Raw genomic sequence first — 23,751 nt, 5'->3', positions numbered from 1 at the left:
CTGGCCCCCGACACCGGACCATGGCCACGCGACGCGCTGGCGCTGGCCGCGCGGCTGATGCTGGCGGCGCTGGCCGCGCTGTGGCTGTTCCATGCCGTGCCGGGGATCGACCTTGCGGTCGCGGGGCTGGTCCACCGGACGGGCGCGGGCGGCGGGCTGCCGGGGCTGGAGGCGCTGGGCCTCGCCTATGGCGGGCTGCTTCGTTCCAGCCTTGCGGCGGTGCTGCTGCTGTGGCTCGTCGCCCTGCGCCGGCCCGAGGCGGTGCGGCTGCCCGCGCGGCTTTGGGGCTTCGCGGTGCTGGCGCTGGTGCTGGGGCCCGCGCTGCTGACGGCGGCGGGCGGATTGGGAGAGGGCGCGCGCCCGCGCCCGGTCGACCTGGCGCTGTCGGGCGGCACGCAGTCCTTCGAGCTGGCGGGCCTGCGGATCGGCGCGGCCCCCGTGCCCTTCGTCCCCGGACCGCATGCGGCCGCATCGGTGGCGATGCTGGCCTGCGTCGCGCTGGCGCTGTTCGGGCGCAGCCTTGCGGCCAACCGGGCCGCGCTTGCGCTGCTGGGCGGGGTGACGGCGATCGGCCTGTTCCTGCCGGTGGCGGCGGGGCAGGCCTTCGTCTCGGACAGCGTTCTGGCGGCGCTCGCCATGGCGCTCCTGGCGTTGGGGCTGGCCCATGCGCTGCGCCTGCGCGCGCTGCGCGCGGAGGTGACGGGCGCGGCGCTTGGCCATGACCTGCGCGCCGCCTCCGCCTACCTGCGCCACCGGGCCTTGCCCGAGCTGCGCATCCTCGTGGGCAGCGCCGTGACGCTTCTGGCGGCGGTCCCCGCCGTGCTGCGCGGCTTGCGCAGGCCGCCGGGCGGCTGGCCCGCGCTGCGCCTGCAGGCGGCCTTTCCGGCAGGCTGATCGGGGCCTTGGAAGGGGTCTTGGCGCGGGTCTTGCCCCGAGAGGCAGGACAGCGGTCCTGCGTGCCCCGAACCGCCGACGTGGTATCGCACGAACGGGTCGAGCCGGTCGCGTGACACCGCAAGACCGCGGCGGGCCCTGACACCTGCCCCGCGCGGACGCGTTGCACGTAAGCCGCTAACTCGCGGATTTTGCGGTGATTTCAGGAGAAGCGCCATGGCAGCCCGTAGGGGAATCGAACCCCTCTTTCCAGGTTGAAAACCTGGCGTCCTAACCGATAGACGAACGGGCCGCGCTTGGCGTGAGGGGTATCTAGAAAATGCCACGGGCGGGTTCAAGCGGATTCTTCACGCTTTTCGAAGAAAGATTCCGCGCCCGCTTCACTCGGCCCAGGCGGCATCCTCGAGGCGAAGCTGCACGGTCTGGCGGCCGTTCCAGTGGTTCACCTCGATCCGGCCCGCGACGTGCAGCGGGCGGCCCGAATGGGACTGCAGCGCGGCCTCCGCGCCCTTGGCGGCCGCGTCGAACCAGATCGCGTCCAGCGTCATGGTGCCGTCCGAGAGCGTCAGTTTCAGGTGGCCCTGTCCCACGGGCCGGGTGTGGCGGATGCGCAGCCCCGGCAGCGCGAAGCGGGGCGCGGGGGCGGAGGCGCCGAAGGGGCCTGCCTCCTCCAGCCGTTCGATCAGCTCGACCGTGCAGGCGGCGGGCATCAGGAGGCCGTCGAGGCGCAGGTCGGCGGGGCCGCGGTCGCCCGCGCCCTGTTTCGCCATCAGCTCGGTCAGCCGCGCCATGGCCGGTTCCAGCTGCGCGCGGCTCAGGCTGAGGCCCGCGGCCATCTTGTGACCGCCGCCCTTCTCGATCAGCCCCTCGGCGGCGAGGCGCTGGATCGCGGCGCCCAGGTCCACGCCCGTCACCGAGCGGCCCGAGCCCTTGCCCGCGTCGCCGTCGAATCCGATCACCACGGCGGGGCGGTTCACGGCCTCTTTCAGGCGCGAGGCGACGATGCCAACGACGCCGGGGTGCCAGCCGTCATCGGCGGCCCAGGCAAGGGCCGCCTCGGTGCCGCGCGCCTCGGCCTGGACCAGCGCCGCTTCCCGAACGCGGCCCTCGATCTCGCGGCGGTCGGTGTTCAGATCGTCGAGCCGCTTGGCCAGCTGCGCGGCTTCGGTGGGGTCGGTCGTGGCCAGAAGCCGCGCTCCGAGGTCGGCCGCGCCGATCCGACCGCCCGCGTTCACGCGGGGGCCGAGGACATAGCCGAGGTGGTAGCTGGTCGGCGGCCGGTCCAGCCGGGCGACATCGCCGAGCGCGACAAGGCCGGGGCGCGTGCGCCGCGCCATGACCTTCAGCCCCTGCCGCACGAAGGCGCGGTTGAGGCCGATCAGCGGCGCGACATCGGCCACGGTCGCCAGCGCGACAAGGTCGAGCATCGAAATGAGGTCCGGGCCGCGGCGGCCCGCCTCGCGCAACCGGCGGTTCAGCTCGACCAGCAGGAGGAAGACCACGCCTGCGGCGCAGAGATGGCCGAGGCTGCCGTCCTCGTCCTGCCGGTTGGGGTTCACCACGGCGACGCAGGCGGGCAGGTCGGCCCCCGCGAGATGGTGGTCGAGGACGATGACGTCGGCACCTTGGGCGGTCGCGATGGGGCCATGGGACAGCGTGCCGCAATCGACGCAGATGATCAGGTCGTGGTCGCGGGCGAGCGCCGCCATGGCGGGCTCGTTCGGGCCATAGCCCTCGTCGATGCGGTCGGGGATGTAGAGGGTCGCGGGGCGGCCCATGCTGCGCAGCCAGTCGATCAGCAGCGCCGCCGAAGACCCGCCGTCGACGTCGTAATCGGCGAAAATGGCGATCCGCTCGCCGCGGTCGAGGGCTGCGACGACACGGGCGGCGGCGGCGTCCATGTCCTTGAGGTGCCGTGGGTCCGGCATCAGGTCGCGCAGCGCGGGGGCAAGGAAGCCCTGCGCCTCTTCCGGTGTCACGCCGCGGCGGGCGAGGACATGGGCGAGCGGCGGGGGCAGGTCGGCGCGCTGCGACAGCGCCTCGGCCAGGCGCGCGCTGTCGGGGTCCGGGCCGATCCAGCGGCGGCCGGTGAGCGATGTTTCGATACCCAGAAAGGCGGTCATGGGCCTTGGGTTAGCACGGCGTCCGTGGAAAGGGCAGTGGCGAACTCGCCATGCAGATGCGAGACGGCGGCGGCGTGGATCGCCTGCGGATCAGGCGGTGCCAGCCCCTCGGCCCAGTCGGTGCGGGCATTGCCCGCGAAGCTGGCGCAGGCGTCATGCGCGAGGCGCACCTCGAAGCCGAGGTTCGCCGCCATCCGCGCGGTGGTCGAGACGCAATGCGGGGTGGTCAGGCCGCAGATCACCAGCCGGTCGACGCCTTGGGCGCGCAGGTGATCCTCCAGCCCGGTGCCGATGAAGGCGCTGTTGACGGATTTCTCGAAGACGGTCTCGCCGGGCAGGGGCGCGACCTCGGGCTTGAAGGCGCTGCCGGGGCCGGGGGCCAGCGGGCTGCCGGGCTCCACGCTCACATGCCGAACGTGGATCACGGGCGCGCCCGCGTCGCGCCATGCGGCGAGCAGGCGGGCGGCATTGACCTCGGCCCGCGGGTTGTTGCGCGCGCCCCAGGCGGGGCTGTCGAAGCCCGCCTGGATGTCGATCAGAAGAAGCGCCGCGGCGCTCATTTCTTGACGGGGTTGCGATAGGTCATGCGCCGGACCGAGCCGGTCTTGGAGCGCATCAGCAGCGTCTCGGCGGTCAGGAAGCCCGGTTCGCGCTTGATCCCCGGAAGGATCGAGCCGTCGGTCACGCCGGTCGCGGCGAAGATCACGTCCTTGGTCACCATGTCGTCGCGGGTATAGACCCGGTCGAGGTTCTTGATCCCCGCCTTGGCGGCGCGGCCGCGTTCCTCGTCGTTGCGGAACAGGAGCTTGCCGTAGATCTGCCCACCCATGCATTTCAGCGCGGCGGCGGCCAGAACGCCCTCGGGCGCGCCGCCTTCGCCCATATACATGTCGATGCCGGTGATCTCGGGTTCTGCGCAATGGATCACGCCCGCGACGTCACCGTCGGTGATCAGCCGGATCGCGCAGCCGGTGGTGCGCAGCTCGTCGATCATCGCCTGGTGGCGGGGGCGCTCGAGGACGCAGACGGTGATGTCGGTGGTCGAGCAGCCCTTGGCCGAGGCCAGGCGGCTGACGCGCTCCGAGGGCGACATGTCGAGCGTCACGAGACCCGGCCGGAAGCCGGGGCCGATGGCGAGCTTCTCCATGTAGACGTCGGGGGCGTGCAGCATCGAGCCGCGCGGGCCCATGGCGATGACGGTCAGCGCGTTGGGCATGTCCTTGGCCGTCAGCGTCGTGCCCTCCAGCGGGTCGAGGGCGATGTCGACCTCGGGGCCGGTGCCCATGCCCACCTCTTCGCCGATGTAGAGCATCGGGGCCTCGTCGCGCTCGCCCTCGCCGATGACGACGGTGCCGCGGATCTCGAGCTTGTTGAGCTGTTCGCGCATGCCGTTCACGGCGGCCTGGTCGGCGGCCTTCTCGTCGCCGCGCCCGATGAAATCGGCAGAGGCCAGCGCCGCGGCCTCGGACACGCGGGCGAGGCCGAGAGAGAGCATGCGGTCGTTGAAATCGGTGGGATGCGACATGGGGAAAGGGGCCTTGGGCTGGGGTCGGTTGGCCTTCGTCTAGCCCTACGGCCCGGTGGCGTCCAGCATGGAGGCGCTAACGGGCGGCTTCGAGCCCGCGGACGAGGGCGATCAGCAACAGGCCGATCACCGTGCCGTTCAGCAGGTGCCACAGGAAATGCGTGCCGAGGGGCAGGGCGGTGCAGACATGCAGGTCGGCGGTGCGGAAGGCCAGCGAGAGGGTGAAGAGCGCCGCGGTGGTGGCGATCAGGGGCCCGAGCGGGTGGCGGCGTTTCAGCAGGAGGGCCGCGAAGACGATCAGCCCCAGCAGGCCGGGGGCGTATTGCCCGGAGCCGTTCAGCGCCTCGACGGCGGGGCCGAGGGCCGCGCGCAGGGCTGTCATGAGGGCGATGAGCGCGACCAGCGCCAGCGCGCTGCCGAAGATCAGGCGCAGGGGGCGGATGCCCATGACCTGCGTGGCGAAGGTGACGAGGTAGAGCAGGACGAAGGCCCAGATCGGCAGGACATCGGTCAGCGCGGCCCAGGGCGTGGCAATGGTGTGGAACAGGAAGGAGCCGATCCCGATCAGCGCGGCGAGCGCGATCAGCGCCCAAAGCGCGGGTTGCCGCAGGTCCGCGCGGCGGGCCGCGATGGCGCCTGCGAGGGCGGCCAGCAGGAAAGCGGCGTTGGTCAGCGCGTTGACCGGCTCCGCCCAGAAGCCGGGCGAGAGCCGTTCGCAATAGATGTCGATGGGCGTGGACCAGTCCATCGGCCCGGCCCCGCGTCAGACGTCCTCGATCCTGAGCGCGACGGGGGTGCCCATCACCACGCCGGTGCCCGGCAGGGCCGCAAGCGCGCGGTCGAGGTCGGGGCGCGCGGCCTTGTGGGTGACGATCAGCACCGGCGCGTTCTCGCCGGGGTGATCGTATTGCCGCATCCGGTCGATGGAGATGCCGGCCTCGCCCAGCACGGTGGCCACCTTGGCCAGCGCGCCCGGCTTGTCGGCCAGTTCCATGCGCAGGTAGTAGCAGGCGGGGCTTGCGGCGCTGGCGGGCGGCGCATCCTCGAGCGCGGTGGCGGGCACGCCGAAGGTCGCCACGCGGATGCCGCGGGCGATGTCGCAGACATCGGACATGACCGCGCTGGCGGTCGGGCCTTCGCCCGCGCCGGGGCCCCGCAGGACGATCTGGCCGACGCTGTCGCCCTCGACCACCACCATGTTCGTGCCGCCCTCGAGCTGACCCAAGGGCGAGGTCGCGGGCACGAGGCAGGGGGACATGCGTTGCTCCAGCCCGCGGCCGGTCATCTGGGCCACGCCGAGAAGCTTGATCTTGTAGCCCATGTCTCCCGCGCGGCGGATATCCTCGATGGTGATGGCACCGATGCCTTCCAGCTCGATCGCGTCGAACTTCACCTTGGTGCCATAGGCGATGGCGGCCAGAAGCGTCAGCTTGTGCGCCGCGTCGATGCCGCCCACGTCGAGGGTCGGATCGGCCTCGAGATAGCCCAGCCCGTCGGCCTCGGCGAAGGCCTGCTCATAGGTCAGGCCCGCGTTGTCCATGCGCGTGAGGATGTAGTTGCAGGTGCCGTTCATCACGCCCATCACCCGGTCGATGGCGTTGCCCGCCAGGCCCTCGGTCAGGGCCTTGATCACGGGGATGCCGCCCGCGACGGCGGCCTCGAAGCGCAGCACGCGGCCTGCGGCCTCGGCGGCTTCGGCCAAGGCTTGCCCGTGCAGGGCCAGCATCGCCTTGTTGGCGGTGACCACGTCCTTGCCGGCGGCGATGGCGGCCTCGGTCGCGGCCTTGGCGGGGCCGTCGCTGCCGCCCATCAGCTCGACGAAGACATCGACATCGGGGCGGCGGGCCAGTGCGACCGGATCATCCTCCCACGCGTAGCGCGAGAGAGTGACGCCGCGGTCCTTGTCGCGGGAGCGCGCGGAGATGGCGGTGATCTCGATCGGGCGGCCGCAGCGGCGCGCGAGCAGATCGGCCTGGCGCTGGACGATCTTGACGACGCCCGTGCCGACGGTGCCAAGCCCGGCGATGCCAAGGCGCAGGGGGTCTGTCATCGGGGATCCTCCGGGATGGGTGGCTGACGGGTTCCGGGTGCGGTGTTAGCGGCTTCGCCGCCGGGCTGCAACGCGCAGCTCAGAGCGGCATGTCGCGCAGGGCGGCCGCGCGGCGGCGCAGGTCGGCGGCCCGCGCCACGAGGTCTTCGCCCACGCGCCCGGCCGCGGGGGGGGCCAGCACGTCCGCCTGCCCCAGCAGGGGGCCGAGCGGGACAAGCCGGGGATAGGGCGCGGCCGGGCCCTCGGCCCCGGTGCGGTTGGCAAGCTCGGGCAGGGACGGGCCGCAGGCGGCCAGAAGGGCGAGGCAGGCGAGGCAGGCAGGGCGAAGGACAAGACGCGGCATGCGGACAGCTAGCCCCGGCCGGGGGCGGCTGTCCAGCGGAACTCCCGTGGGCGGTTGAATTGAACGCCCGTTCAGATATCCATGGGTCATGGCACGCACGCAGGGCAGTCACGCAGATATCACCGGGCCGCGCCTGCGGGCGGCGGCGCTGCGGCTGTTCGCGCGGCACGGGTTCGCCGCCGTCTCGATGCGCCAGATCGCGGCCGAGGTGGGGGTGCAGGCGGGGGCGCTCTATCTCTATACGCCCGACAAGCAGGCGCTGTTGTTCGAGCTGATGCGCGGGCACCTGGAGGATCTGCTGGCCGATTGGGCCCCGCCCGAAGCGCCGCCGGTGGCGCAGCTGGAAAGCTTCGTGCGCCATCATATCCGTTATCACCTGGACCGACCGGATCTGGTCTTCATAGCCTACATGGAGCTTCGCAACCTCGAGCCCGCGAATTTCGCGGTGATCGAGGGGTTGCGGCGGGATTACGAGACGCAGCTGGAGACGATCCTGAAGCGGGGGCGCGAGGTGGGGGTGTTCGATGTCGCGGACACCAAGCTCGCCACCATGGCGCTGATCGCCATGCTGACCGGGGTGACGACCTGGTATCGGGAGGGCGGGCGGCTGGACCGAGACACGGTCGAGACGATCTATTGGGACATGGCGCGCAAGGCGGTGGCGGCGCCCTGATCGGCAGGTGGTTGCGCGGGTGGCAGGCTGCGGGAGCCTCCGGCGGCCATATTTGGGGGATGAAGATGGGCAGGGCGCGCGCGTTAAGGTTAACGGGGCGCGTGGAAGGGTTTGTTTGCCATGATCGGGCGGGGTGGGTGGACCGGTGCGGGAGGCGGTTTGCCGGGGGTATGGTGCTCAGGGTGGTGGCGGCACCCTGATCGGCAGGTGGTTGCGCGGGTGGCAGGCTGCGGGAGCCTCCCCTTTCGGCGGCAAAGCCGCCTGTCGGGCAAGGGGCGGCCATATTTGGGGGATGAAGATGGGCAGGGCGCGCGCGTTAAGGTTAACGGCGTGGGTGGAAGGATTTGTTTGCCATGATCGGGCAGGGTGGGTGGATCGGTGCGGGAGGCGGTTTGCCGGGGGTATGGTGCTCGGGGTGGTGGCGGTATCCTGATCGGCAGGTGGTTGCGCGGGTGGCAGGCTGCGGGAGCCTCTCCTTTCGGCGGCAGAGCCGCCTGTCGGGCGAGGGGCGGGGATATTTGGGGGATGAAGATGGGCAGGGCGCGCGCGTTAAGGTTAACGGCGTGGGTGGAAGGATTTGTTTGCCATGATCGGGCAGGGTGGGTGGACCGGCGCGGGAGGCGGTTTGCCGGGGGTATGGTGCTCGGGGTGGTGGCGGTATCCTGATCGGCAGGTGGTTGCGCGGGGGGCAGGCTGCGGGAGCCTCCCCTTTCGGCGGCAAAGCCGCCTGTCGGGCAAGGGGCGGGGGTATTTGGGAAACGGCGAAGGAGTGGGCGCGCGCGTCAAGGTTGACGGGGCGCGCGGAAGGGGTGGTTCACCATGATCAGGCAGCCTGCGTGGTGGCCGGTTTCGCCGGGTTCGACTTGGCGGGGAAGGGGACGAGGCGGCCCTGCTCTTCGTCCCAGAGCTTCAGGGTGAAGGAGCGCAGCGCCTCGGCCCAGCCGATGGTCTGCACCTCGTAGCGCTCGCGCAGCGCGCGGTGGCAGGCGCGGAGGCGGTAGCTCGGGATATTGGCGTTGAAATGGTGGATGTCGTGATAGGTGATGTTGGCGACAGCCAGATCGAACCACCAGCCGAGATCGAGCGCCGATGACCCCTGCAGGGCGGCGCGCGCCGGGTTGAGGTCCGGTTTGCGGTCCCACCAGGTGTCTTCGAAATTGTGCTGGAGATACACGAGGAAGACGCCCACGCAGCCCGCCACGAAGACGGTGCCCGCGTAGATGACCAGGCCCGGCAGGCCCGCGAGCCACCAGATCAGGGCGATCCATGCGGCCAGCCCCAGATTGTGCAGGATCACGCCGCGCGGATCGACGCGGCCCGCGTTCTTGGGCCAGCGGTAGGCGAGGGCATAGGTGAAGAGCCCGCCGATCGGGATGAGGATGGCGGGGTGGCGGTAGAGCCGATACCACAAGCGCGTCCACGGCCCCGCGGCCTGCCATTCGCGGAGCGTCATGGTCAAGATCTCGGTCGTGTCGCGCTCGTCGAGATTGCCGAGATGGGAGTGGTGGTCGTTGTGATTGGACTGCATCACCCGGTAGGGCGTGAGGGTGAAGATGCTGAGCCCGTGGCCGGCAAGGTCGTTGTCGCGCTTTTTCGAGAAGAGCGAGCCGTGGCCGCAATCGTGCTGCAGCACGTAGAGGCGCACGCCGGCCAGCGCGTTCACCACGATCAGCGGCAGGACGAGCCACCAGGCGGGCCAGGCCTGCACCGCCAGCCAGAGGGTGAGGAAATAGACCGCGAAGGTGCCCGCGTAGCTGGCGAGGGCGAGCCGGTCGTCGCGGGCGGTCCAGGCGCGGGTGAAGGCGCGGATCTCGCGCTCGGCCTCGGCGCGGTAATTGGGGGTGATCTCGGGGCGGTGAACGGCAGCGTGCATCGGTCCGGTCTCGATCCATGGGGCGGGCGCGCGGAGGCGGCCTGGATTCTGCCAGACATAAGTGCCCCCGCCGTCACGGCAATTTTGCCACGGGCGGCGGGGGCGTGCAAGATTGTCGCAGGTGCAAGGGCCTGCGTCGGCGGATCAGAGCCGCGGGTAGATCGGGAAACGCGCGCAGAGCGCCTCGACCTCGGCGCGGACCTTGGCCTCGACCTCGGCATTGCCGTCTTCACCGTTGGCGGCCAGCCCGTCGACCACTTCGACGATCCAGTCGCCGATCTGGCGGAACTCGGGCTCGCCGAAGCCGCGGGTCGTGCCCGCGGGGGAGCCGAGGCGGATGCCCGAGGTGATCGTCGGCTTCTCCGTGTCGAAGGGGATGCCGTTCTTGTTGCAGGTGATATGCGCGCGACCCAGCGCCTTTTCGGTCGCGTTGCCCTTCACGCCCTTGGGGCGCAGGTCCACCAGCATCAGGTGCGTGTCGGTGCCGCCGGTGACGATGTCGAGGCCGCCTTTCATGAGTTGATCGGCCAGCGCCTGCGCATTGCGGATGACCTGCGCCTGGTAGTCCTTGAACTCGGGGCGCAGCGCCTCGCCGAAGGCGACGGCCTTGGCGGCGATGACATGCATCAGCGGGCCGCCCTGGATGCCGGGGAAGATGGCGGAGTTGACCTTTTTCGCAATCGCCTCGTCATCGGTGAGGATCATGCCGCCGCGCGGGCCGCGGAGCGTCTTGTGCGTGGTGGTGGTGGCGACATGGGCGTGCGGGAAGGGGCTGGGGTAATGGCCCGAGGCGACGAGCCCCGCGAAATGGGCCATGTCGACGAGCAGGTAGGCGCCGACCGAATCCGCGATCTCGCGCATCTTGGCGAAGTCGATGATCCGCGGGATGGCCGAGCCGCCGGCGATGATCATCTTGGGCTGGTGTTCGGTGGCCAGCGCCGCGATCTGGTCGTAATCGACCTCGAGATCCTGCTGGCGCACGCCGTACTGGATGGCGTTGAACCACTTGCCCGACTGGTTGGGCTTGGCGCCGTGGGTCAGGTGGCCGCCCGCGTCGAGCGACATGCCGAGGATCGTGTCGCCCGGCTGCAGAAGCGCGGTGAAGACGCCCTGGTTGGCCTGGCTTCCCGAGTTCGGCTGCACATTGGCGAAGCCCACGTCGAACAGCGCCTTGGCGCGCTCGATGGCCAGATCCTCGGCGATGTCGACGTATTGGCAGCCGCCGTAGTAGCGGCGACCGGGGTAGCCCTCGGCATACTTGTTGGTCATCACCGAACCCTGCGCCTCCATCACGGCGGCGGAGACGATGTTTTCCGAGGCGATCAGCTCGATCTCGTCGCGCTGGCGGCCAAGCTCCTTGCGGATCGCGCCGAAGATCTCGGCGTCGCGGGTCTCGAGGCTTTCGGTGAAGAACCCTTCGTCGCGGTGGGGGGCATTCATGGCAGCGTCTCCCTTGGTGGTGGTCTGCATGGGCGTCAATTAGCGCGCGGTGTAAGACAAGCGAGGCCTTCGGGGAAGGGTGGAAAGCGGCAGGGCGACCGTGGAAAGCGGCCCGCGGGGCGCGGATGGAGGATTGAGTTTCCGATCCGCGCGCGCGAGGGTGCGGGCACTGGCAGGAGGAGGGGCACCCATGCCCGCGGCCCGAAACATAGCGTTTCTCGCGTCCGATACCGCGCTTTCGCAGGAGGCGAAGGCGCGGCTGGAGGGGCTTTACGGTGCCCATCCGCCCGAGGAGGCGGATGTGATCGTGGCGCTGGGCGGCGACGGGTTCATGCTGCAGACGCTGCACCGCACGCAAGAGATCGACGCACCGGTCTATGGCATGAACCGCGGCACGGTGGGCTTCCTGATGAACGCCTATGCCGAGGATGACCTGATCGCGCGGCTGGAAGCGGCGGAGCAGACGTTGATAAACCCGTTGCACATGACCGCCACCACGGCGGCGGGCGAGACGGTCGAGATGCTGGCGATCAACGAGGTGAGCCTGCTGCGCGCGGGGCCGCAGGCGGCCAGGCTGAAGATCTACGTCGACGAGCGGCTGCGGATGGAGGAGCTGGTGGCCGATGGCGTGCTGGTCTGCACGCCCGCGGGGTCCACGGCCTACAACTACTCGGCCCATGGGCCGATCCTGCCCATTGACGCGGATGTGCTGGCGGTGACCGCGGTGGCGGCCTTCCGGCCTCGGCGCTGGCGGGGGGCGCTGTTGCCCAAGACGGCGCTGGTGCGCATCGAGGTGTGCGAACCGGCCAAGCGCCCGGTCATGGCCGATGCCGACAGCCGGTCGGTGGCCGATGTCGTGTCGGTCGAGATCCGGTCGGAGCCGGGGGTGGAACACCGCATCCTTTTCGATCCCGGTCACGGGCTGGAAGAGCGGCTGATCCGCGAGCAGTTCGTCTGAGGAGGGGGGCGGCGTTGCGCCGCGTTTCCGCTGCGTCACGAAAAATGTTTAACGTTAAACGAGTTTCGGATCGGAGGGCGCGATGAGCGACGACAAGCAGGACGGGTTGCGCGCGGCGGCGCTTCATTACCACGAGTATCCGAAGCCCGGAAAGCTCGAGATCCGCGCGACCAAGCCGCTGGCCAACGGCCGTGACCTTGCCCGCGCCTACAGCCCCGGCGTGGCCGAAGCGAGCCTTGAAATCAAGGCCGATCCGGCGAACGCGGCGCGCTATACCTCGCGCGGGAACCTGGTGGCGGTGGTCTCGAACGGCACGGCTGTTCTGGGGCTGGGCAACATCGGGGCGCTGGCCTCCAAACCGGTGATGGAGGGCAAGGCGGTTCTCTTCAAGAACTTCGCCAACATCGACTGTTTCGACATCGAACTGGACGAGCCCGACCCGCACAAGCTGGCCGATATCGTCTGCGCGCTGGAACCGACCTTCGGCGCGATCAACCTCGAGGACATCAAGGCGCCGGATTGTTTCATCGTTGAACAAATCTGCCGCGAGCGGATGAACATCCCGGTTTTCCACGATGACCAGCATGGCACGGCCATCGTTGTGGGGGCGGCGGCGACCAATGCGCTGCGCGTCGCGGGCAAGCGGTTCGAGGAGATCAAGGTCGTCTCGACGGGCGGCGGCGCGGCGGGCATCGCCTGTCTGAACATGCTGCTGAAGCTTGGCGTAAAGCGCGAAAACGTCTGGCTGTGCGACATTCACGGGCTGGTTCACGAGGGCCGGGACGTCGACATGAACCCGCAGAAAGCGGCCTATGCGCAGGCCACCGACCTGCGCACGCTGGATGACGTGATCGGCGGCGCGGACCTGTTCCTCGGCCTGTCCGGGCCGGGTGTGCTGAAGCCCGAGATGGTGGCGAAAATGGCCGACCGGCCGATCATCTTCGCGCTGGCCAACCCGACGCCCGAGATCCTGCCCGACGCGGTGCGCAGCGTCGCGCCCGACGCGATCATCGCCACGGGGCGCAGCGATTTTCCGAACCAGGTCAACAATGTCCTGTGTTTCCCCTTCATCTTCCGCGGCGCGCTGGATGTCGGCGCGACCGAGATCAACGACGAGATGCAGATCGCCTGCATCGAGGGGATCGCGGCGCTGGCCCGCGCCACCACCAGCGCCGAGGCCGCCGCCGCCTATCGCGGTGAGCAACTGACCTTCGGGGCCGATTACCTGATCCCCAAGCCCTTCGACCGCCGCCTGATCGCCGTGGTCGCCAGCGCGGTGGCCAAGGCCGCGATGGAGACGGGCGTGGCGACCCGCCCGCTCGACGATCTGGACGCCTACCGCGAGCGGTTGAACCAGTCGGTGTTCCGCTCGGCCCTGATCATGCGCCCGGTCTTCGAGGCCGCCCGCAGCGCCGAGCGGCGGATCGTCTTCGCCGAGGGCGAGGATGAGCGCGTGTTGCGCGCCGCACAGGCGATGGTCGAGGAAACCACCGACAAGCCGATCCTCATCGGCCGTCCGGCGGCCATCGACCTGCAGATCGAGCGCAACGGGCTGACCGTGCGCCCCGGCGTGGATTTCGAGCTGGTGAACCCGGAAAACGACCCGCGTTACCGCGATTACTGGCAGACCTATCACGGTGTCATGGCGCGGCGCGGCGTGACGCCCGACCTTGCCCGTGCGATCATGCGCACCAACACCACCGCCATCGGCGCGGTGATGGTCCATCGCGGCGAGGCCGAAAGCCTGATCTGCGGCACCTTCGGACAATACCTGTGGCATCTGAACTACGTGACGCAGCTATTGGCGACGGACGGTCTGCACCCGGTGGGGGCCTTGTCGCTGATGATCTCGGAGGACGGGCCGCTCTTCATCGGCGACACGCAGGTGCATCCCGAACCCACGCCCGCGCAGATCGCGGAAACCGTCTGCGGTGCCGCCCGGCATATCCGGCGCTTCGGGATCGAGCCCAAGGTCGCGCTCTGTTCCGGCAGCCAGTTCGGCAATCTCGACAGCGACAGCGGGCGGCGGATGCGTGCGGCGCTGGAGCTGCTCGACGGCATGGGCGTGGATTTCACCTACGAGGGCGAGATGCATGTCGACACCGCCCTCGACCCCGAGCTGCGCGAGCGGATCCTGCCGGGCAGCCGGATGGAGGGGGCCGCGAATGCGCTGGTCTTCGCCTCGACCGATGCGGCGGGGGCGGCGCGCAACATGCTGAAGGCGCGCGCCGGGGGGCTGGAGGTCGGGCCGATCCTGATGGGGATGGGCAACCGCGCGCATATCGTCACGCCCTCGATCACGGCGCGGGGGTTGCTGAACATCTCGGCGCTGGCCGGAACGCCCGTCAGCACCTACAGCTGAGGGGCGTTCAGCCCAGCGTGATGCGGATGAGCGTGATCACCATCAGCGCCGCGGCCAGCAACGCCGAGAAGATAAGCGCCGGATAGCCCCAGATCAGCACGCCGATGGCCACCGCCGAGACCGTGCCGAAGATCGCGGCAAAGGCGTTGTCCACCGGCCCCTCGACCACCTCGCGCGCCAAGCGGCCGATGATCGGCAGGCGGTAGGTGACGTGGCGGGTGATGTAGCGGGGGGTGTCGGGGGCGATGGTCATGGGCGTATCTCCTGTTCGCACGCCGGGAGATAGCCACGTTTCTGCGCTGCAGCATGGGGCGGGGTGTCGCATCGGAGCGGGGCCGCATGGTCGTGGCGCGCAAGACCAAGTCCCACTTTTGCGGACAATGCTCAGGCCCGCGCCGGGCAGGGGCAACGCCCGACGCGGGCCGCGGCGTCTGGGGATTACTTGCCGGGCTTGCCGCCGCCGGCCTTCTTCTGCGTGGGTTTCTTGTCGCCCATGGGCGTCATCCTCGAAGCGCGGGCAGGCACTATGCCGACCCTGCGTGGCGACATCCCAGCGCTCTTTCGCCGAGTCCCGCAAGCGCCGCGCGATCTGTTTCAACGGATGTGATCGGCGGGGGGCGGTCGGGCCGTTAGCGCCCCCATGCGTCACTATCGCCGAATTGCGCCGCGCGGCTCCGCAACGATACAAAGTTGCGCAATTGGAAGGAGGGACAACTCATGCGGTATGCCGAGGTCTATGAGCGGGCGAAGGCCGATCCGAACACGTTCTGGATGGAGGCCGCCGAGGGGATCGACTGGTTCACCGGCCCGTCCAAGGCGCTGTTCGACGAGAACGCCCCCCTTTACGAATGGTTCGCCGACGGCACGCTGAACGGCTGCTGGAACGCGGTCGACCGCCATGTCGCGGCAGGGCATGGCGACCGGCTGGCGATCATCCATGACAGCCCGCTGACCGGCACCACCCACAAGATCACCTATGCCGAGCTGCAGGCGCGCGTCGCCTCGCTGGCGGGTGCGCTGCGCGCCAAGGGCGTGGAGAAGGGCGACCGCGTCATCATCTACATGCCGATGGTCCCCGAGGCGCTGGAGGCGATGCTCGCCTGTGCGCGGCTGGGCGCGGTGCATTCGGTCGTCTTCGGGGGCTTCGCGGCCAACGAGCTGGCCGTCAGGATCGACGATTGCGAGCCGAAATGCATCATCGCGGCCTCCTGCGGGATCGAGCCGGGGCGCGTGGTGCATTACAAGCCGCTTCTGGACGGCGCGCTCGAGATCGCCAGCCATTCGCCCGAGTTCTGCGTGATCTTCCAGCGTGAACAAGAGGTTGCGCATCTGGAAGAAGGGCGCGACGTGGATTGGCACGCTTTCCAGTATGGCGTCGAGCCCGCCGATTGCGTGCCGGTGGAGGGCAACCACCCGGCCTATATCCTCTATACCTCCGGCACGACGGGCCAGCCCAAGGGCGTGGTGCGGCACACGGGCGGGCACCTGGTCGCGCTCAACTGGTCGATGCGCAACCTCTACGACATGAACCCCGGCGAGGTGTTCTGGGCGGCCTCGGATGTGGGCTGGGTCGTGGGGCATTCCTACATCTGCTATGCGCCGCTGACCTTCGGTTGCACCACCATCGTGTTCGAGGGCAAGCCCGTGGGCACGCCCGATGCCGGCACCTTCTGGCGGGTGATCGAGGATCACGGGGTGAAGTGCCTGTTCACCGCGCCCACGGCCTTTCGCGCGATCAAGCGCGACGATCCGCAGGGCGCGCTGATCGGCGATTATGACCTGTCGAGCCTGCAGACGCTGTTCCTTGCGGGCGAACGCGCCGATCCCGACACGATCGAATGGGCGCAGGCCAAGCTGGGCGTGCCTGTCATCGACCATTGGTGGCAGACCGAAACCGGCTGGTGCATCGCGGGCAACCCGCTGGGGATCGAGAAACTGCCGGTCAAGATCGGCTCGCCCTCGGTGCCGATGCCCGGATACGACGTGCAGATCCTCGATGAGGGCGGCCACCCGATGCCCGCGGGCGAGCTGGGCGCGATTGCCGTCAGGCTGCCCTTGCCCCCCGGCACCCTGCCAACCCTGTGGAAGGCCGAGGACCGGTTCCGCAAATCCTACCTCACCCAGTTCCCCGGCTATTACGAGACGGGCGACGCGGGCATGATCGACGCGGATGGATACCTCTATATCATGGCGCGCACCGATGACGTCATCAACGTCGCGGGCCATCGCCTGTCGACCGGCGGGATGGAGGAGGTCCTGGCCTCCCATCCCGATGTCGCGGAATGCGCGGTGATCGGCGTGGCCGACAGCCTGAAGGGGCAGCTGCCGATGGGGTTCCTCTGCCTCAACAAGGGGGCCGAGACGCCGCCCGAGCAGGTGGTGAAGGATTGCGTGAAGCTGGTGCGCGACCGGATCGGGCCCGTGGCGGCCTTCAAGCTGGCCGTGGTGGTGGATCGCCTGCCCAAGACGCGCTCGGGCAAGATCCTGCGCGCGACCATGGTCAAGATCGCCGACGGGGAAGAGTTCAAGCTGCCCGCCACGATCGACGATCCCGCCATCCTCGACGAGATCCGCGCGGCGTTGGGGCAGCTGGGCTACCCGCTGGCCGCGGCGTCCTGAGCGGCCCCGCCTGACCGTGCGCCCCGGCTGTGCGTCCTGATCGGGGCGCACGGCATGCGCCTTTCGCGCGAGCAGCTTCTGCGCTACACTCGTTGCAAGTGTAAGTGTTGAAGGTGGCGATTGCATGCGGGACGCGGAGGGAGCCGAACCGCTTATCCCCGAGGCGGGGCGTGGCTCGGCCCTGGCCGAGACGCTTCAGCTGTTCAGCCATGACATCCGCTCGGCGATGTCGGACGTCATCGGCGGGCTGCGGCTGGTGGATCGCGCAAGGCTCGCGCCAGAGGCGCGGTTGCAGATCGACCGGGTGCAGGCCGCCGCCGATGCGCTTGCCGGCCTTGTCGACGGCGCGCTCCTGGCGGCGGCGGGCGATACGCTGATCCAGCTCGACCAGCCCTCCTTCGCGCTGGAGGATCTTCTGGCTGCGCAGGAACGGCGCTGGTGCGGTCATGCGCAGGAGGCCGGGGGCGTCTTCGCGCTGTTGCGGGACGGCCCCTTGCCGAACCGGGTGCAGGCCAACCAGGGGATGCTCGACCGGATCATCGGCAATCTCGTCTCGAATGCGCTGCGCCATGCGCAGGACGCCCCGGTGACGCTTCTGGTTCGGGCCGACCGGCAGCGCGGCCTCGAGATCATCGTGCGCGACGACGGGCCGGGATACCCGGCCGCGGTTCTGGACCGCGTGGCGCACGGGGCCGATGCGGCGGCGTCGGGGCTGCGGGCGGGCAGCGGACTTGGCCTGCGCATCGCGGCGGAATTGTCGGCGCAAATCGGCGCGACCCTTGCGCTGGCCAACCCGGCGGGTGGCGGTGGCGAAGGGCGCGTCACGCTTCCGCCCGCGGCGCTTGACTGGGAGGGCGCGCGACCCGAGCCCTGCGAGCCGCCCGACCTTGGCGGGCTGCGCATCCTCGTGGCCGAGGACAACCTGACCAACCAGACCATCCTGCGGCAGTTGCTGGGCCAGATGCGGGCCGATGCGGTCTTTGTCGGCGATGGCGTGTCGGCGCTGGAGCGACTTGGGCAGGAGCGGTTCGACATCGCCCTGATCGACATCGAGATGCCGCGCCTGTCTGGGCTCGAGGTGATGGCGGCGATCCGGGCGCGGTCGGATGACCTTGCGCGGATGCCGCTGGTCGCGCTGACGGCCTATGTCCTGCGCGACAACCGCGAGGCGATCTACGACGCCGGCGCGGACGGTATCCTCGGCAAGCCGATCTCCTCGGCGCGGGACTTCGGGGCGGCCATCCTGCGCTACGCCGGGAGGACCGCGGGGCTGCCCGACCCCGAAGAGGTGCTGGCGGGCGGTGCCGAAGGTGCGCAGTTCGGCCGCAGGCTCGACGTTGCGCGCTTCGAGACCTTGCTCGACATCGCGGGGGCGGACGGCTGCGCCGAGCTGCTCTCGCGGCTGCATGATGACCTCGGGGCGGTGCTGGGCGCGCTCGACAGGGTGATCGACGGTGTCGATGTCTCCGAGATCCGGGCGCAGACGCATATCCTGATTGCGATTTCTGGCGCTGTCGGGGCCGAGCGGCTGCACCGCCTGGCCGAGGTGCTGAACATCGCCGCCAAGCGCCGCCGGGTCGACGATCTCTCGCCGCTTTACCGGCCTTGCCGCGCCGAGCTTTCGGAGCTGATCCGCCATATCGAGGGGGTGGGGGCGCGCTTCGGGCTGCATCTTGGGTCGGGCTGATCCCCTTGCGCCGGGCGCGGCGGCGGATCACACTGGCCCGACGACGTGACCGCACCGGAAAGGGACAGCCCGATGTCGCTGATCGAAGACGCCGCCGCCGTGCGCCTGAACGCCCACGCGCCCTATTCGGGCTTCAAGGTGGGCGCGGCGCTGCGCTCGGTCGAGGGGCGGACGCACCTAGGCTGCAACGTCGAGAACGTGGCCTATCCCGAAGGCACCTGCGCCGAGGCCGGAGCCATCGCCGCGATGATCGCGGCGGGCGACAAGCGCATCGCCGAGGTAGCGGTGATCGCGGACAGCCCCGCGCCCGTGCCGCCCTGTGGCGGCTGCCGTCAGAAACTGGCCGAGTTCGCCGCGGGCGACGTGGTCGTCACGCTCGCCACCACGCGCGGCGCGACGCTGGTGACCACGGTGGCCGAGTTGCTGCCCGGTGCTTTCGACGCGGGCTTCATGGACGCGCCCGACCGTTGACCGACGCGCGCGCCATCCTCGCCAAGCTGCGCGACGGCGACACGCCCACCGAGGCGGAACTGTTCTGGTTTGCCGAAGGCCTGGCCACGGGTGCCGTGAGCGATGCGCAGGCCGGGGCCTTTGCCATGGCGGTCTGCACCCGCGGCCTTGGCCCGGCGGGGCGCGTGCAGCTGACGCGCGCGATGCGTGAAAGCGGGCAGGTCTTGAAGTGGGACCTCGACGGGCCGGTGCTCGACAAGCATTCGACGGGCGGCGTGGGCGATTGCGTCTCCTTGGTGCTGGCACCCGCGCTGGCGGCCTGCGGGGCCTATGTGCCGATGATCTCGGGCCGGGGGCTGGGCCACACCGGCGGCACGCTCGACAAGCTCGAAGCGATACCGGGCTACCGCACGCAAGTGTCGGTCGAGGATCTGCAGGATCTCGTGGCCGACATCGGCTGTGCCATCGTGGGGGCCTCTGGCGATATCGCGCCCGCCGACAAGCGCCTATACGCGGTGCGCGACGTGACCGGCACGGTCGAGAGCATCGACCTCATCACCGCGTCGATCCTGTCCAAGAAACTCGCCGCCGGGCTCGAGGCGCTGGTGCTCGACGTCAAGACCGGCTCGGGTGCCTTCATGGCCGACCCCGCCGATGCGCTGGCGCTGGCGCAGGCGTTGGTGGACACCGCGCAAGGTGCCGGCTGCATGACCACGGCGCTGGTCACCGACATGAACCAGCCGCTCGTGCCCTCGGCGGGCAACGCGCTGGAGGTGATCGAGGTGATGGAGGCGCTGACCTCGGGCGACCTCTCGACGCCCTTGTCGCGGCTGACGCAGGCGCTGGGCGGCGAGGTGCTGGCGCTGGGCGGGCTGGCCGCCGACGCCGCCGATGGCGAGGGGCGGATCGCGCGCGCCCTGACCTCGGGCGAGGCGGCGGAGGTCTTCGGCGAGATGGTGGCCGCGCTGGGCGGGCCGGGCGATTTCACCGACCGTTGGCGTGACAGGCTGCCCGCGGCGCGGGTGATGGTCGATGTCCACCCGGGCGACGCGGGCCATGTGGGCCGCATCGACACGCGCGCCCTGGGCGAGGCGGTGGTGCACCTGGGCGGCGGGCGCTTGCGCCAGGATGACAGGATCGACCTGGCCGTGGGCCTGACCGATATCGCGCGCATCGGCGACCGCGTCGATCCGCAGCGCCCGCTCGCGCGCATCCATTGCGCCAGCGAAGAGGCTGCGCGCGCCGTGGCCGCACAGGTGCGCGGGGCCTTCACGCTGGTGAACGACGCGCCCGACGCGCCGCCGCTGATCCACGAAAGGATCGCCTGATGCCGCGCGCCTTCCTGATCGTCATGGACAGCGTCGGCATCGGCGGCGCGCCGGATGCCGAGCGCTTCTTCAACGGCGAGGTGCCCGACACGGGCGCAAACACGCTCGGCCATATCGCCGCCGCCTGCGCCGAGGGCTGTGCCGAAGACGGGCGGAGCGGGCCGCTCCACCTGCCGCATCTCGATGCGCTGGGGCTGGGGGCGGCGCTGCGGCTGGCCTCGGGCGCGCGGGGCGAGGGGATGGATGCCGACCCGGTGGGCCTTTGGGGGGCGGCGGAAGAAGTCTCGCCGGGCAAGGACACGCCCTCGGGCCATTGGGAGCTGGCGGGCCTTCCGGTGCCGTGGGACTGGAGCTATTTCCCCAAAGCCAACCCCGCTTTCCCCGACGAGATCGTGGCCGAGGTCACGCGGCTTGCCGGAACGGACGGTATCCTCGGCAACGAGCATGCCAGCGGAACCGAGATCATCGCCCGGCTGGGCGAGACGCACCAGGCGACCGGCTGGCCGATCTGCTACACCAGCGCCGACAGCGTCTTCCAGATCGCGGCGCATGAGGAAAGCTTTGGCCTCGACCGGCTGCTTCGCCTTTGCGCGGACCTCGCGCCGATGCTGCACGCCCGTCGCGTGGGCCGGGTCATCGCGCGGCCCTTCACCGGCACGCCGGGTGCCTATGCGCGGACCCAGAACCGCCACGACTACGCGATGGAGCCGCCGGGCCGCACGCTGCTGGATTGGGTCGAGGAGGCGGGGCGCGAGACCCGTAGCCTCGGCAAGATCCGCGACATCTTCGCGGGCCGCGGGGCGGGGCATGTGACGACCGGGACGGACCGGGAGCTGATGGGGCATCTGGCGGATTGCGTGGCCGAGGCCGCCGAGGGCAGCCTGACCTTCGCCAATTTCGTCGAGTTCGACAGCCTTTACGGGCACAGGCGGGACGTGTCGGGCTACGCGGCGCATCTGGAGTGGTTCGACGCCGCGATTGCGCCGATCCTTGCCGCGCTGCGCCCCGATGACCTGATGATCCTGACCGCCGATCACGGCAACGATCCGACATGGACCGGCACCGACCACACCCGCGAGCGGGTGCCGGTGGTTGCCAAGGGGCCCTATTCGGGGCAGATCGGCCTCCGCGCCTTCGCCGATGTCGGCGCGTCCGTCGCGGCGCATCTGGGCGTTGCCAGCGACGGGCCCGGAACAAGCTTTCTGATGGGGAATGATGTCCGCCTCTGAACTGATCTATTTCGTGATGACCTTCGCCGTGATCACGCTGGCGGTGCGCTTCATCGGCCCGCTGATCGGGCGGCCCCGCACGCCGTGGCGGGGGGCGGTGATCTTCGGGCTTATCATCGCGGGTATCGGCTGGGCGATCGGAGCGTGAGCATGAGAGACATTCCCAAGATCGAGCTTCACCTGCATCTCGAGGGCGGCGCGCCGCCCGCCTTCATCCGCGGCATCGCGCGCGAGAAGAATGTCGATCTCTCCGGCATCTTCCGCGAGGACGGCGGCTACACCTACCGCGATTTCTGGCATTTCCTCGAGGTCTACGAGGCCGCCACCGGCGTGCTGACCACGCCCGAGGATTACGCGCGCCTCACCACCGCGGTGCTGGAGGAAAGTGCGGCCAACGGCGTGGTCTATGCCGAAACCTTCCTGTCGCCCGATTTCTGCGGCGGCGGCGATGTGGGGGCGTGGCGTGAATACCTCGCCGCGATCCGCGAGGCGGCAGACGCGGCCGAGGCCGCCCATGGCATCACGCTCAGGGGCATCATCACCTGCATCCGCCATTTCGGCCCCGAGCGCGCCCGCCCCATCGCGGTCTGCGCGGCGGAAACGGCGGGCGACTGGATCACCGGCTTCGGCATGGCGGGCGACGAGTTGAAGGGGAAACCGGGCGATTTCCTGTGGTCCTTCGACTGCGCGCGCGAGGCGGGTTTGCGCATCACCGTCCATGCCGGCGAATGGGGCGGCGCGCAGTCGGTGCGCGACGCGCTGGATGCGCTGAGGCCCGAACGGATCGGGCACGGGGTGCAGGCGATCGAGGATTTGGCCCTTGTCGACCGGCTGGCCGAGGACGGGATCGTGCTGGAATGCTGCCCCGGCTCGAACGTGTTCCTTGGGGTCTTCAAGGATTGGCGCAGCCATCCCATTGAAAAGCTGCGCGAACGGGGGGTGAAGGTCACCGTCTCGACCGACGATCCGCCCTTTTTCGGGATCACCATGACCTCCGACTACGAGAACCTGAACCGCCATTTCGGCTGGGACGAAGAGGTTTTCGCCGAGGTGAACCGCACCGCCCTCGACGCCGCCTTCTGCGACGCGGCCACGAAAGAGATCATCGCGCAAAGACTGGGGAACAGCGACACATGACCGAGCATCTGACCATCGTCGATCACCCGCTGGTAAGTCACAAGCTGTCGCTCATGCGCGACAAGGACACCTCGACCAAGTCCTTCCGCCAGCTGCTGCGCGAGATCAGTCACCTTCTGGCCTACGAGGTCACGCGCAACCTGCCGATGACGACGCAGCGCATCGAGACGCCGCTCGAGCCGATGGACGCCCCCGTGATCGAGGGCAAGAAACTGGCGCTGGTGTCGATCCTGCGGGCGGGCAACGGTCTGCTCGACGGCATCCTCGACCTGATCCCGAACGCACGGGTGGGGTTCGTGGGGCTTTACCGCGACCCCGAGACGCTGCAGCCGGTGAAATACTACTTCAAGGTGCCCGCCGAGCTCGAGGACCGGTTGACCATCGTGGTCGATCCGATGCTGGCGACCGGCAATTCCTCGGCCGCCGCCATCGACATGCTGAAGGAGGCGGGCGCGAAGAACATCCTGTTCCTGTGCCTGCTGGCCTCGCCCGAGGGGGTCGCACGGATGAAGGAGGCGCACCCCGATGTGCCCATCGTGACCGCGGCGCTCGACAGCCACCTGAACGACCACGGCTATATCGTGCCCGGACTAGGGGATGCGGGCGACCGCATGTATGGCACCAGATAATCCAACGCCTGCCTTTACTTGGATTAAATCTTTCGACAGTGTGTTTCCATAGCGAACGTGGGGGTTTGCATGGAACTGAAGCGACTCATCCGGGTCGCTGCCCTGGCGGCTGCCACCGCCACGGCAAGCGTAACGGTATCACTGGCCCAGGGCGTGCCCGCGGAAACGCCGCCGCCCAGTTACAGGGCCGATCAATATGTCGACAGCGCGGGCTGCATCTTTGTCCGGGTCGGCGTGGGGGCGAACACCGAATGGGTGCCGCGCGTCGGCCGTGACCGGCGACAGCTCTGCGGTTACCAGCCGACGAACGCCGGGCAACGCATGACCGCCAGCGCCACCGCACCCGCGCCGCAATCGCGGCCCGGCGTGACGGTGATCGGCGGTGCGACGGCCACGGCCACCACCGCAAGCCGCCCCGCGGCGACAGCGAT

At 69.6% G+C, this 23,751-nt stretch carries 21 protein-coding genes and 1 tRNA gene; 12 read left to right on the top strand and 10 right to left on the bottom strand.

Features of this window, described 5'->3' with window-relative positions; translation table 11 throughout:
- The coding region (locus QQK83_RS14850) for a phosphatase PAP2 family protein (protein WP_465250986.1) at positions 1–894 on the top strand (894 nt) is incomplete at its 5' end.
- Between the two features lie 217 nt (positions 895–1,111).
- On the opposite strand, the gene QQK83_RS14845 is transcribed toward QQK83_RS14850, so the two are convergent.
- From QQK83_RS14845 to QQK83_RS14815, 7 genes are all read right to left on the bottom strand, one after another.
- Positions 1,112–1,186, bottom strand: a tRNA-Glu gene (locus QQK83_RS14845).
- An 88-nt stretch (positions 1,187–1,274) separates the two neighbouring features.
- Positions 1,275–3,017 (bottom strand): single-stranded-DNA-specific exonuclease RecJ, encoded by a 1,743-nt coding sequence (gene recJ / locus QQK83_RS14840; RefSeq protein ID WP_284265531.1) that lies wholly within the window; start codon positions 3,015–3,017, stop codon positions 1,275–1,277.
- Positions 3,014–3,577 (bottom strand): cysteine hydrolase family protein, encoded by a 564-nt coding sequence (locus QQK83_RS14835; protein ID WP_284265529.1) that lies wholly within the window; start codon positions 3,575–3,577, stop codon positions 3,014–3,016. Before QQK83_RS14835 ends, recJ begins: the two co-directional genes overlap by 4 nt.
- Positions 3,574–4,542: a class II fructose-bisphosphatase gene (glpX, locus tag QQK83_RS14830; RefSeq protein WP_284265527.1), complete on the bottom strand. Its 969-nt coding sequence runs from the start codon at positions 4,540–4,542 to the stop codon at positions 3,574–3,576. Before glpX ends, QQK83_RS14835 begins: the two co-directional genes overlap by 4 nt.
- A gap of 76 nt (positions 4,543–4,618) precedes the next feature.
- Positions 4,619–5,290 (bottom strand): ceramidase domain-containing protein, encoded by a 672-nt coding sequence (locus QQK83_RS14825; protein ID WP_284265525.1) that lies wholly within the window; start codon positions 5,288–5,290, stop codon positions 4,619–4,621.
- Between the two features lie 15 nt (positions 5,291–5,305).
- On the bottom strand, positions 5,306–6,592 hold the full coding sequence (locus QQK83_RS14820) for a homoserine dehydrogenase (protein WP_284265524.1): 1,287 nt from the start codon (positions 6,590–6,592) through the stop codon (positions 5,306–5,308).
- A gap of 79 nt (positions 6,593–6,671) precedes the next feature.
- Positions 6,672–6,935, bottom strand: a complete 264-nt coding sequence (locus QQK83_RS14815) for a hypothetical protein (protein ID WP_284265522.1) — start codon at positions 6,933–6,935, stop codon at positions 6,672–6,674.
- A gap of 88 nt (positions 6,936–7,023) precedes the next feature.
- Between QQK83_RS14815 and QQK83_RS14810 the strand changes: the two genes are divergently transcribed.
- A complete protein-coding gene (locus QQK83_RS14810; RefSeq protein ID WP_284265520.1) occupies positions 7,024–7,608 on the top strand; it encodes a TetR/AcrR family transcriptional regulator in 585 nt (194 codons plus the stop codon).
- An 823-nt stretch (positions 7,609–8,431) separates the two neighbouring features.
- Here the strand turns inward: QQK83_RS14810 and QQK83_RS14805 are convergent.
- Entirely contained in the window at positions 8,432–9,481 is a 1,050-nt protein-coding gene (locus QQK83_RS14805) for a fatty acid desaturase (protein WP_284265518.1), read from the bottom strand.
- A gap of 144 nt (positions 9,482–9,625) precedes the next feature.
- A complete protein-coding gene (glyA, locus tag QQK83_RS14800; protein ID WP_284265516.1) occupies positions 9,626–10,921 on the bottom strand; it encodes a serine hydroxymethyltransferase in 1,296 nt (431 codons plus the stop codon).
- Between the two features lie 190 nt (positions 10,922–11,111).
- On the opposite strand from glyA, the gene QQK83_RS14795 reads away from it, so the two are divergent.
- Positions 11,112–11,879: an NAD kinase gene (locus tag QQK83_RS14795; RefSeq protein WP_284265515.1), complete on the top strand. Its 768-nt coding sequence runs from the start codon at positions 11,112–11,114 to the stop codon at positions 11,877–11,879.
- Positions 11,880–11,961: 82 nt separating this feature from the next.
- Positions 11,962–14,241, top strand: a complete 2,280-nt coding sequence (locus QQK83_RS14790) for an NADP-dependent malic enzyme (protein WP_284265514.1) — start codon at positions 11,962–11,964, stop codon at positions 14,239–14,241.
- Positions 14,242–14,248: 7 nt separating this feature from the next.
- Here QQK83_RS14790 and QQK83_RS14785 read toward each other — a convergent pair whose 3' ends face one another.
- Positions 14,249–14,494: a hypothetical protein gene (locus QQK83_RS14785; RefSeq protein WP_284265513.1), complete on the bottom strand. Its 246-nt coding sequence runs from the start codon at positions 14,492–14,494 to the stop codon at positions 14,249–14,251.
- 464 nt (positions 14,495–14,958) lie between these two features.
- On the opposite strand from QQK83_RS14785, the gene QQK83_RS14780 reads away from it, so the two are divergent.
- The 8 genes from QQK83_RS14780 (at position 14,959) to upp (ending at position 23,320) form a co-directional block, all read left to right on the top strand.
- On the top strand, positions 14,959–16,860 hold the full coding sequence (locus tag QQK83_RS14780; RefSeq protein ID WP_284265512.1) for a propionyl-CoA synthetase: 1,902 nt from the start codon (positions 14,959–14,961) through the stop codon (positions 16,858–16,860).
- A gap of 124 nt (positions 16,861–16,984) precedes the next feature.
- The gene (locus QQK83_RS14775; protein WP_284265511.1) at positions 16,985–18,547 is read left to right on the top strand and encodes a response regulator; all 1,563 of its coding nucleotides are present in this window, start codon (positions 16,985–16,987) and stop codon (positions 18,545–18,547) included.
- A gap of 72 nt (positions 18,548–18,619) precedes the next feature.
- Positions 18,620–19,018 (top strand): cytidine deaminase, encoded by a 399-nt coding sequence (locus tag QQK83_RS14770; protein ID WP_284265509.1) that lies wholly within the window; start codon positions 18,620–18,622, stop codon positions 19,016–19,018.
- Positions 19,015–20,325 (top strand): thymidine phosphorylase, encoded by a 1,311-nt coding sequence (locus QQK83_RS14765; RefSeq protein WP_284265507.1) that lies wholly within the window; start codon positions 19,015–19,017, stop codon positions 20,323–20,325. The genes QQK83_RS14770 and QQK83_RS14765 overlap by 4 nt, the downstream gene beginning before the upstream one ends.
- The gene (locus QQK83_RS14760; protein WP_284265505.1) at positions 20,325–21,554 is read left to right on the top strand and encodes a phosphopentomutase; all 1,230 of its coding nucleotides are present in this window, start codon (positions 20,325–20,327) and stop codon (positions 21,552–21,554) included. Before QQK83_RS14765 ends, QQK83_RS14760 begins: the two co-directional genes overlap by 1 nt.
- The gene (locus tag QQK83_RS14755; protein WP_284265503.1) at positions 21,541–21,702 is read left to right on the top strand and encodes a hypothetical protein; all 162 of its coding nucleotides are present in this window, start codon (positions 21,541–21,543) and stop codon (positions 21,700–21,702) included. Before QQK83_RS14760 ends, QQK83_RS14755 begins: the two co-directional genes overlap by 14 nt.
- A gap of 2 nt (positions 21,703–21,704) precedes the next feature.
- Positions 21,705–22,691: an adenosine deaminase gene (locus tag QQK83_RS14750; RefSeq protein WP_284265501.1), complete on the top strand. Its 987-nt coding sequence runs from the start codon at positions 21,705–21,707 to the stop codon at positions 22,689–22,691.
- A complete protein-coding gene (upp, locus tag QQK83_RS14745; RefSeq protein ID WP_284265499.1) occupies positions 22,688–23,320 on the top strand; it encodes a uracil phosphoribosyltransferase in 633 nt (210 codons plus the stop codon). The genes QQK83_RS14750 and upp overlap by 4 nt, the downstream gene beginning before the upstream one ends.
- Positions 23,321–23,751: the final 431 nt, after the last annotated feature.

This window comes from Roseicyclus amphidinii (assembly GCF_030163755.1).
GTDB lineage: Bacteria > Pseudomonadota > Alphaproteobacteria > Rhodobacterales > Rhodobacteraceae > Roseicyclus > Roseicyclus amphidinii.
This window is presented reverse-complemented; position numbering and strand designations above follow the sequence as displayed.

Bases quoted from the DNA above. Each gene is read 5' to 3' on its own strand.
- recJ (WP_284265531.1), bottom strand. From the start codon at position 3,017: ATGACCGCCTTTCTGGGTATCGAAACATCGCTCACCGGCCGCCGCTGG.
- QQK83_RS14835 (WP_284265529.1), bottom strand. From the start codon at position 3,577: ATGAGCGCCGCGGCGCTTCTTCTGATCGACATCCAGGCGGGCTTCGAC.
- glpX (WP_284265527.1), bottom strand. From the start codon at position 4,542: ATGTCGCATCCCACCGATTTCAACGACCGCATGCTCTCTCTCGGCCTC.
- QQK83_RS14825 (WP_284265525.1), bottom strand. From the start codon at position 5,290: ATGGACTGGTCCACGCCCATCGACATCTATTGCGAACGGCTCTCGCCC.
- QQK83_RS14820 (WP_284265524.1), bottom strand. From the start codon at position 6,592: ATGACAGACCCCCTGCGCCTTGGCATCGCCGGGCTTGGCACCGTCGGC.
- QQK83_RS14815 (WP_284265522.1), bottom strand. From the start codon at position 6,935: ATGCCGCGTCTTGTCCTTCGCCCTGCCTGCCTCGCCTGCCTCGCCCTT.
- QQK83_RS14810 (WP_284265520.1), top strand. From the start codon at position 7,024: ATGGCACGCACGCAGGGCAGTCACGCAGATATCACCGGGCCGCGCCTG.
- QQK83_RS14805 (WP_284265518.1), bottom strand. From the start codon at position 9,481: ATGCACGCTGCCGTTCACCGCCCCGAGATCACCCCCAATTACCGCGCC.
- glyA (WP_284265516.1), bottom strand. From the start codon at position 10,921: ATGAATGCCCCCCACCGCGACGAAGGGTTCTTCACCGAAAGCCTCGAG.
- QQK83_RS14795 (WP_284265515.1), top strand. From the start codon at position 11,112: ATGCCCGCGGCCCGAAACATAGCGTTTCTCGCGTCCGATACCGCGCTT.
- QQK83_RS14790 (WP_284265514.1), top strand. From the start codon at position 11,962: ATGAGCGACGACAAGCAGGACGGGTTGCGCGCGGCGGCGCTTCATTAC.
- QQK83_RS14785 (WP_284265513.1), bottom strand. From the start codon at position 14,494: ATGACCATCGCCCCCGACACCCCCCGCTACATCACCCGCCACGTCACC.
- QQK83_RS14780 (WP_284265512.1), top strand. From the start codon at position 14,959: ATGCGGTATGCCGAGGTCTATGAGCGGGCGAAGGCCGATCCGAACACG.
- QQK83_RS14775 (WP_284265511.1), top strand. From the start codon at position 16,985: ATGCGGGACGCGGAGGGAGCCGAACCGCTTATCCCCGAGGCGGGGCGT.
- QQK83_RS14770 (WP_284265509.1), top strand. From the start codon at position 18,620: ATGTCGCTGATCGAAGACGCCGCCGCCGTGCGCCTGAACGCCCACGCG.
- QQK83_RS14760 (WP_284265505.1), top strand. From the start codon at position 20,325: ATGCCGCGCGCCTTCCTGATCGTCATGGACAGCGTCGGCATCGGCGGC.
- QQK83_RS14755 (WP_284265503.1), top strand. From the start codon at position 21,541: ATGTCCGCCTCTGAACTGATCTATTTCGTGATGACCTTCGCCGTGATC.
- QQK83_RS14750 (WP_284265501.1), top strand. From the start codon at position 21,705: ATGAGAGACATTCCCAAGATCGAGCTTCACCTGCATCTCGAGGGCGGC.
- upp (WP_284265499.1), top strand. From the start codon at position 22,688: ATGACCGAGCATCTGACCATCGTCGATCACCCGCTGGTAAGTCACAAG.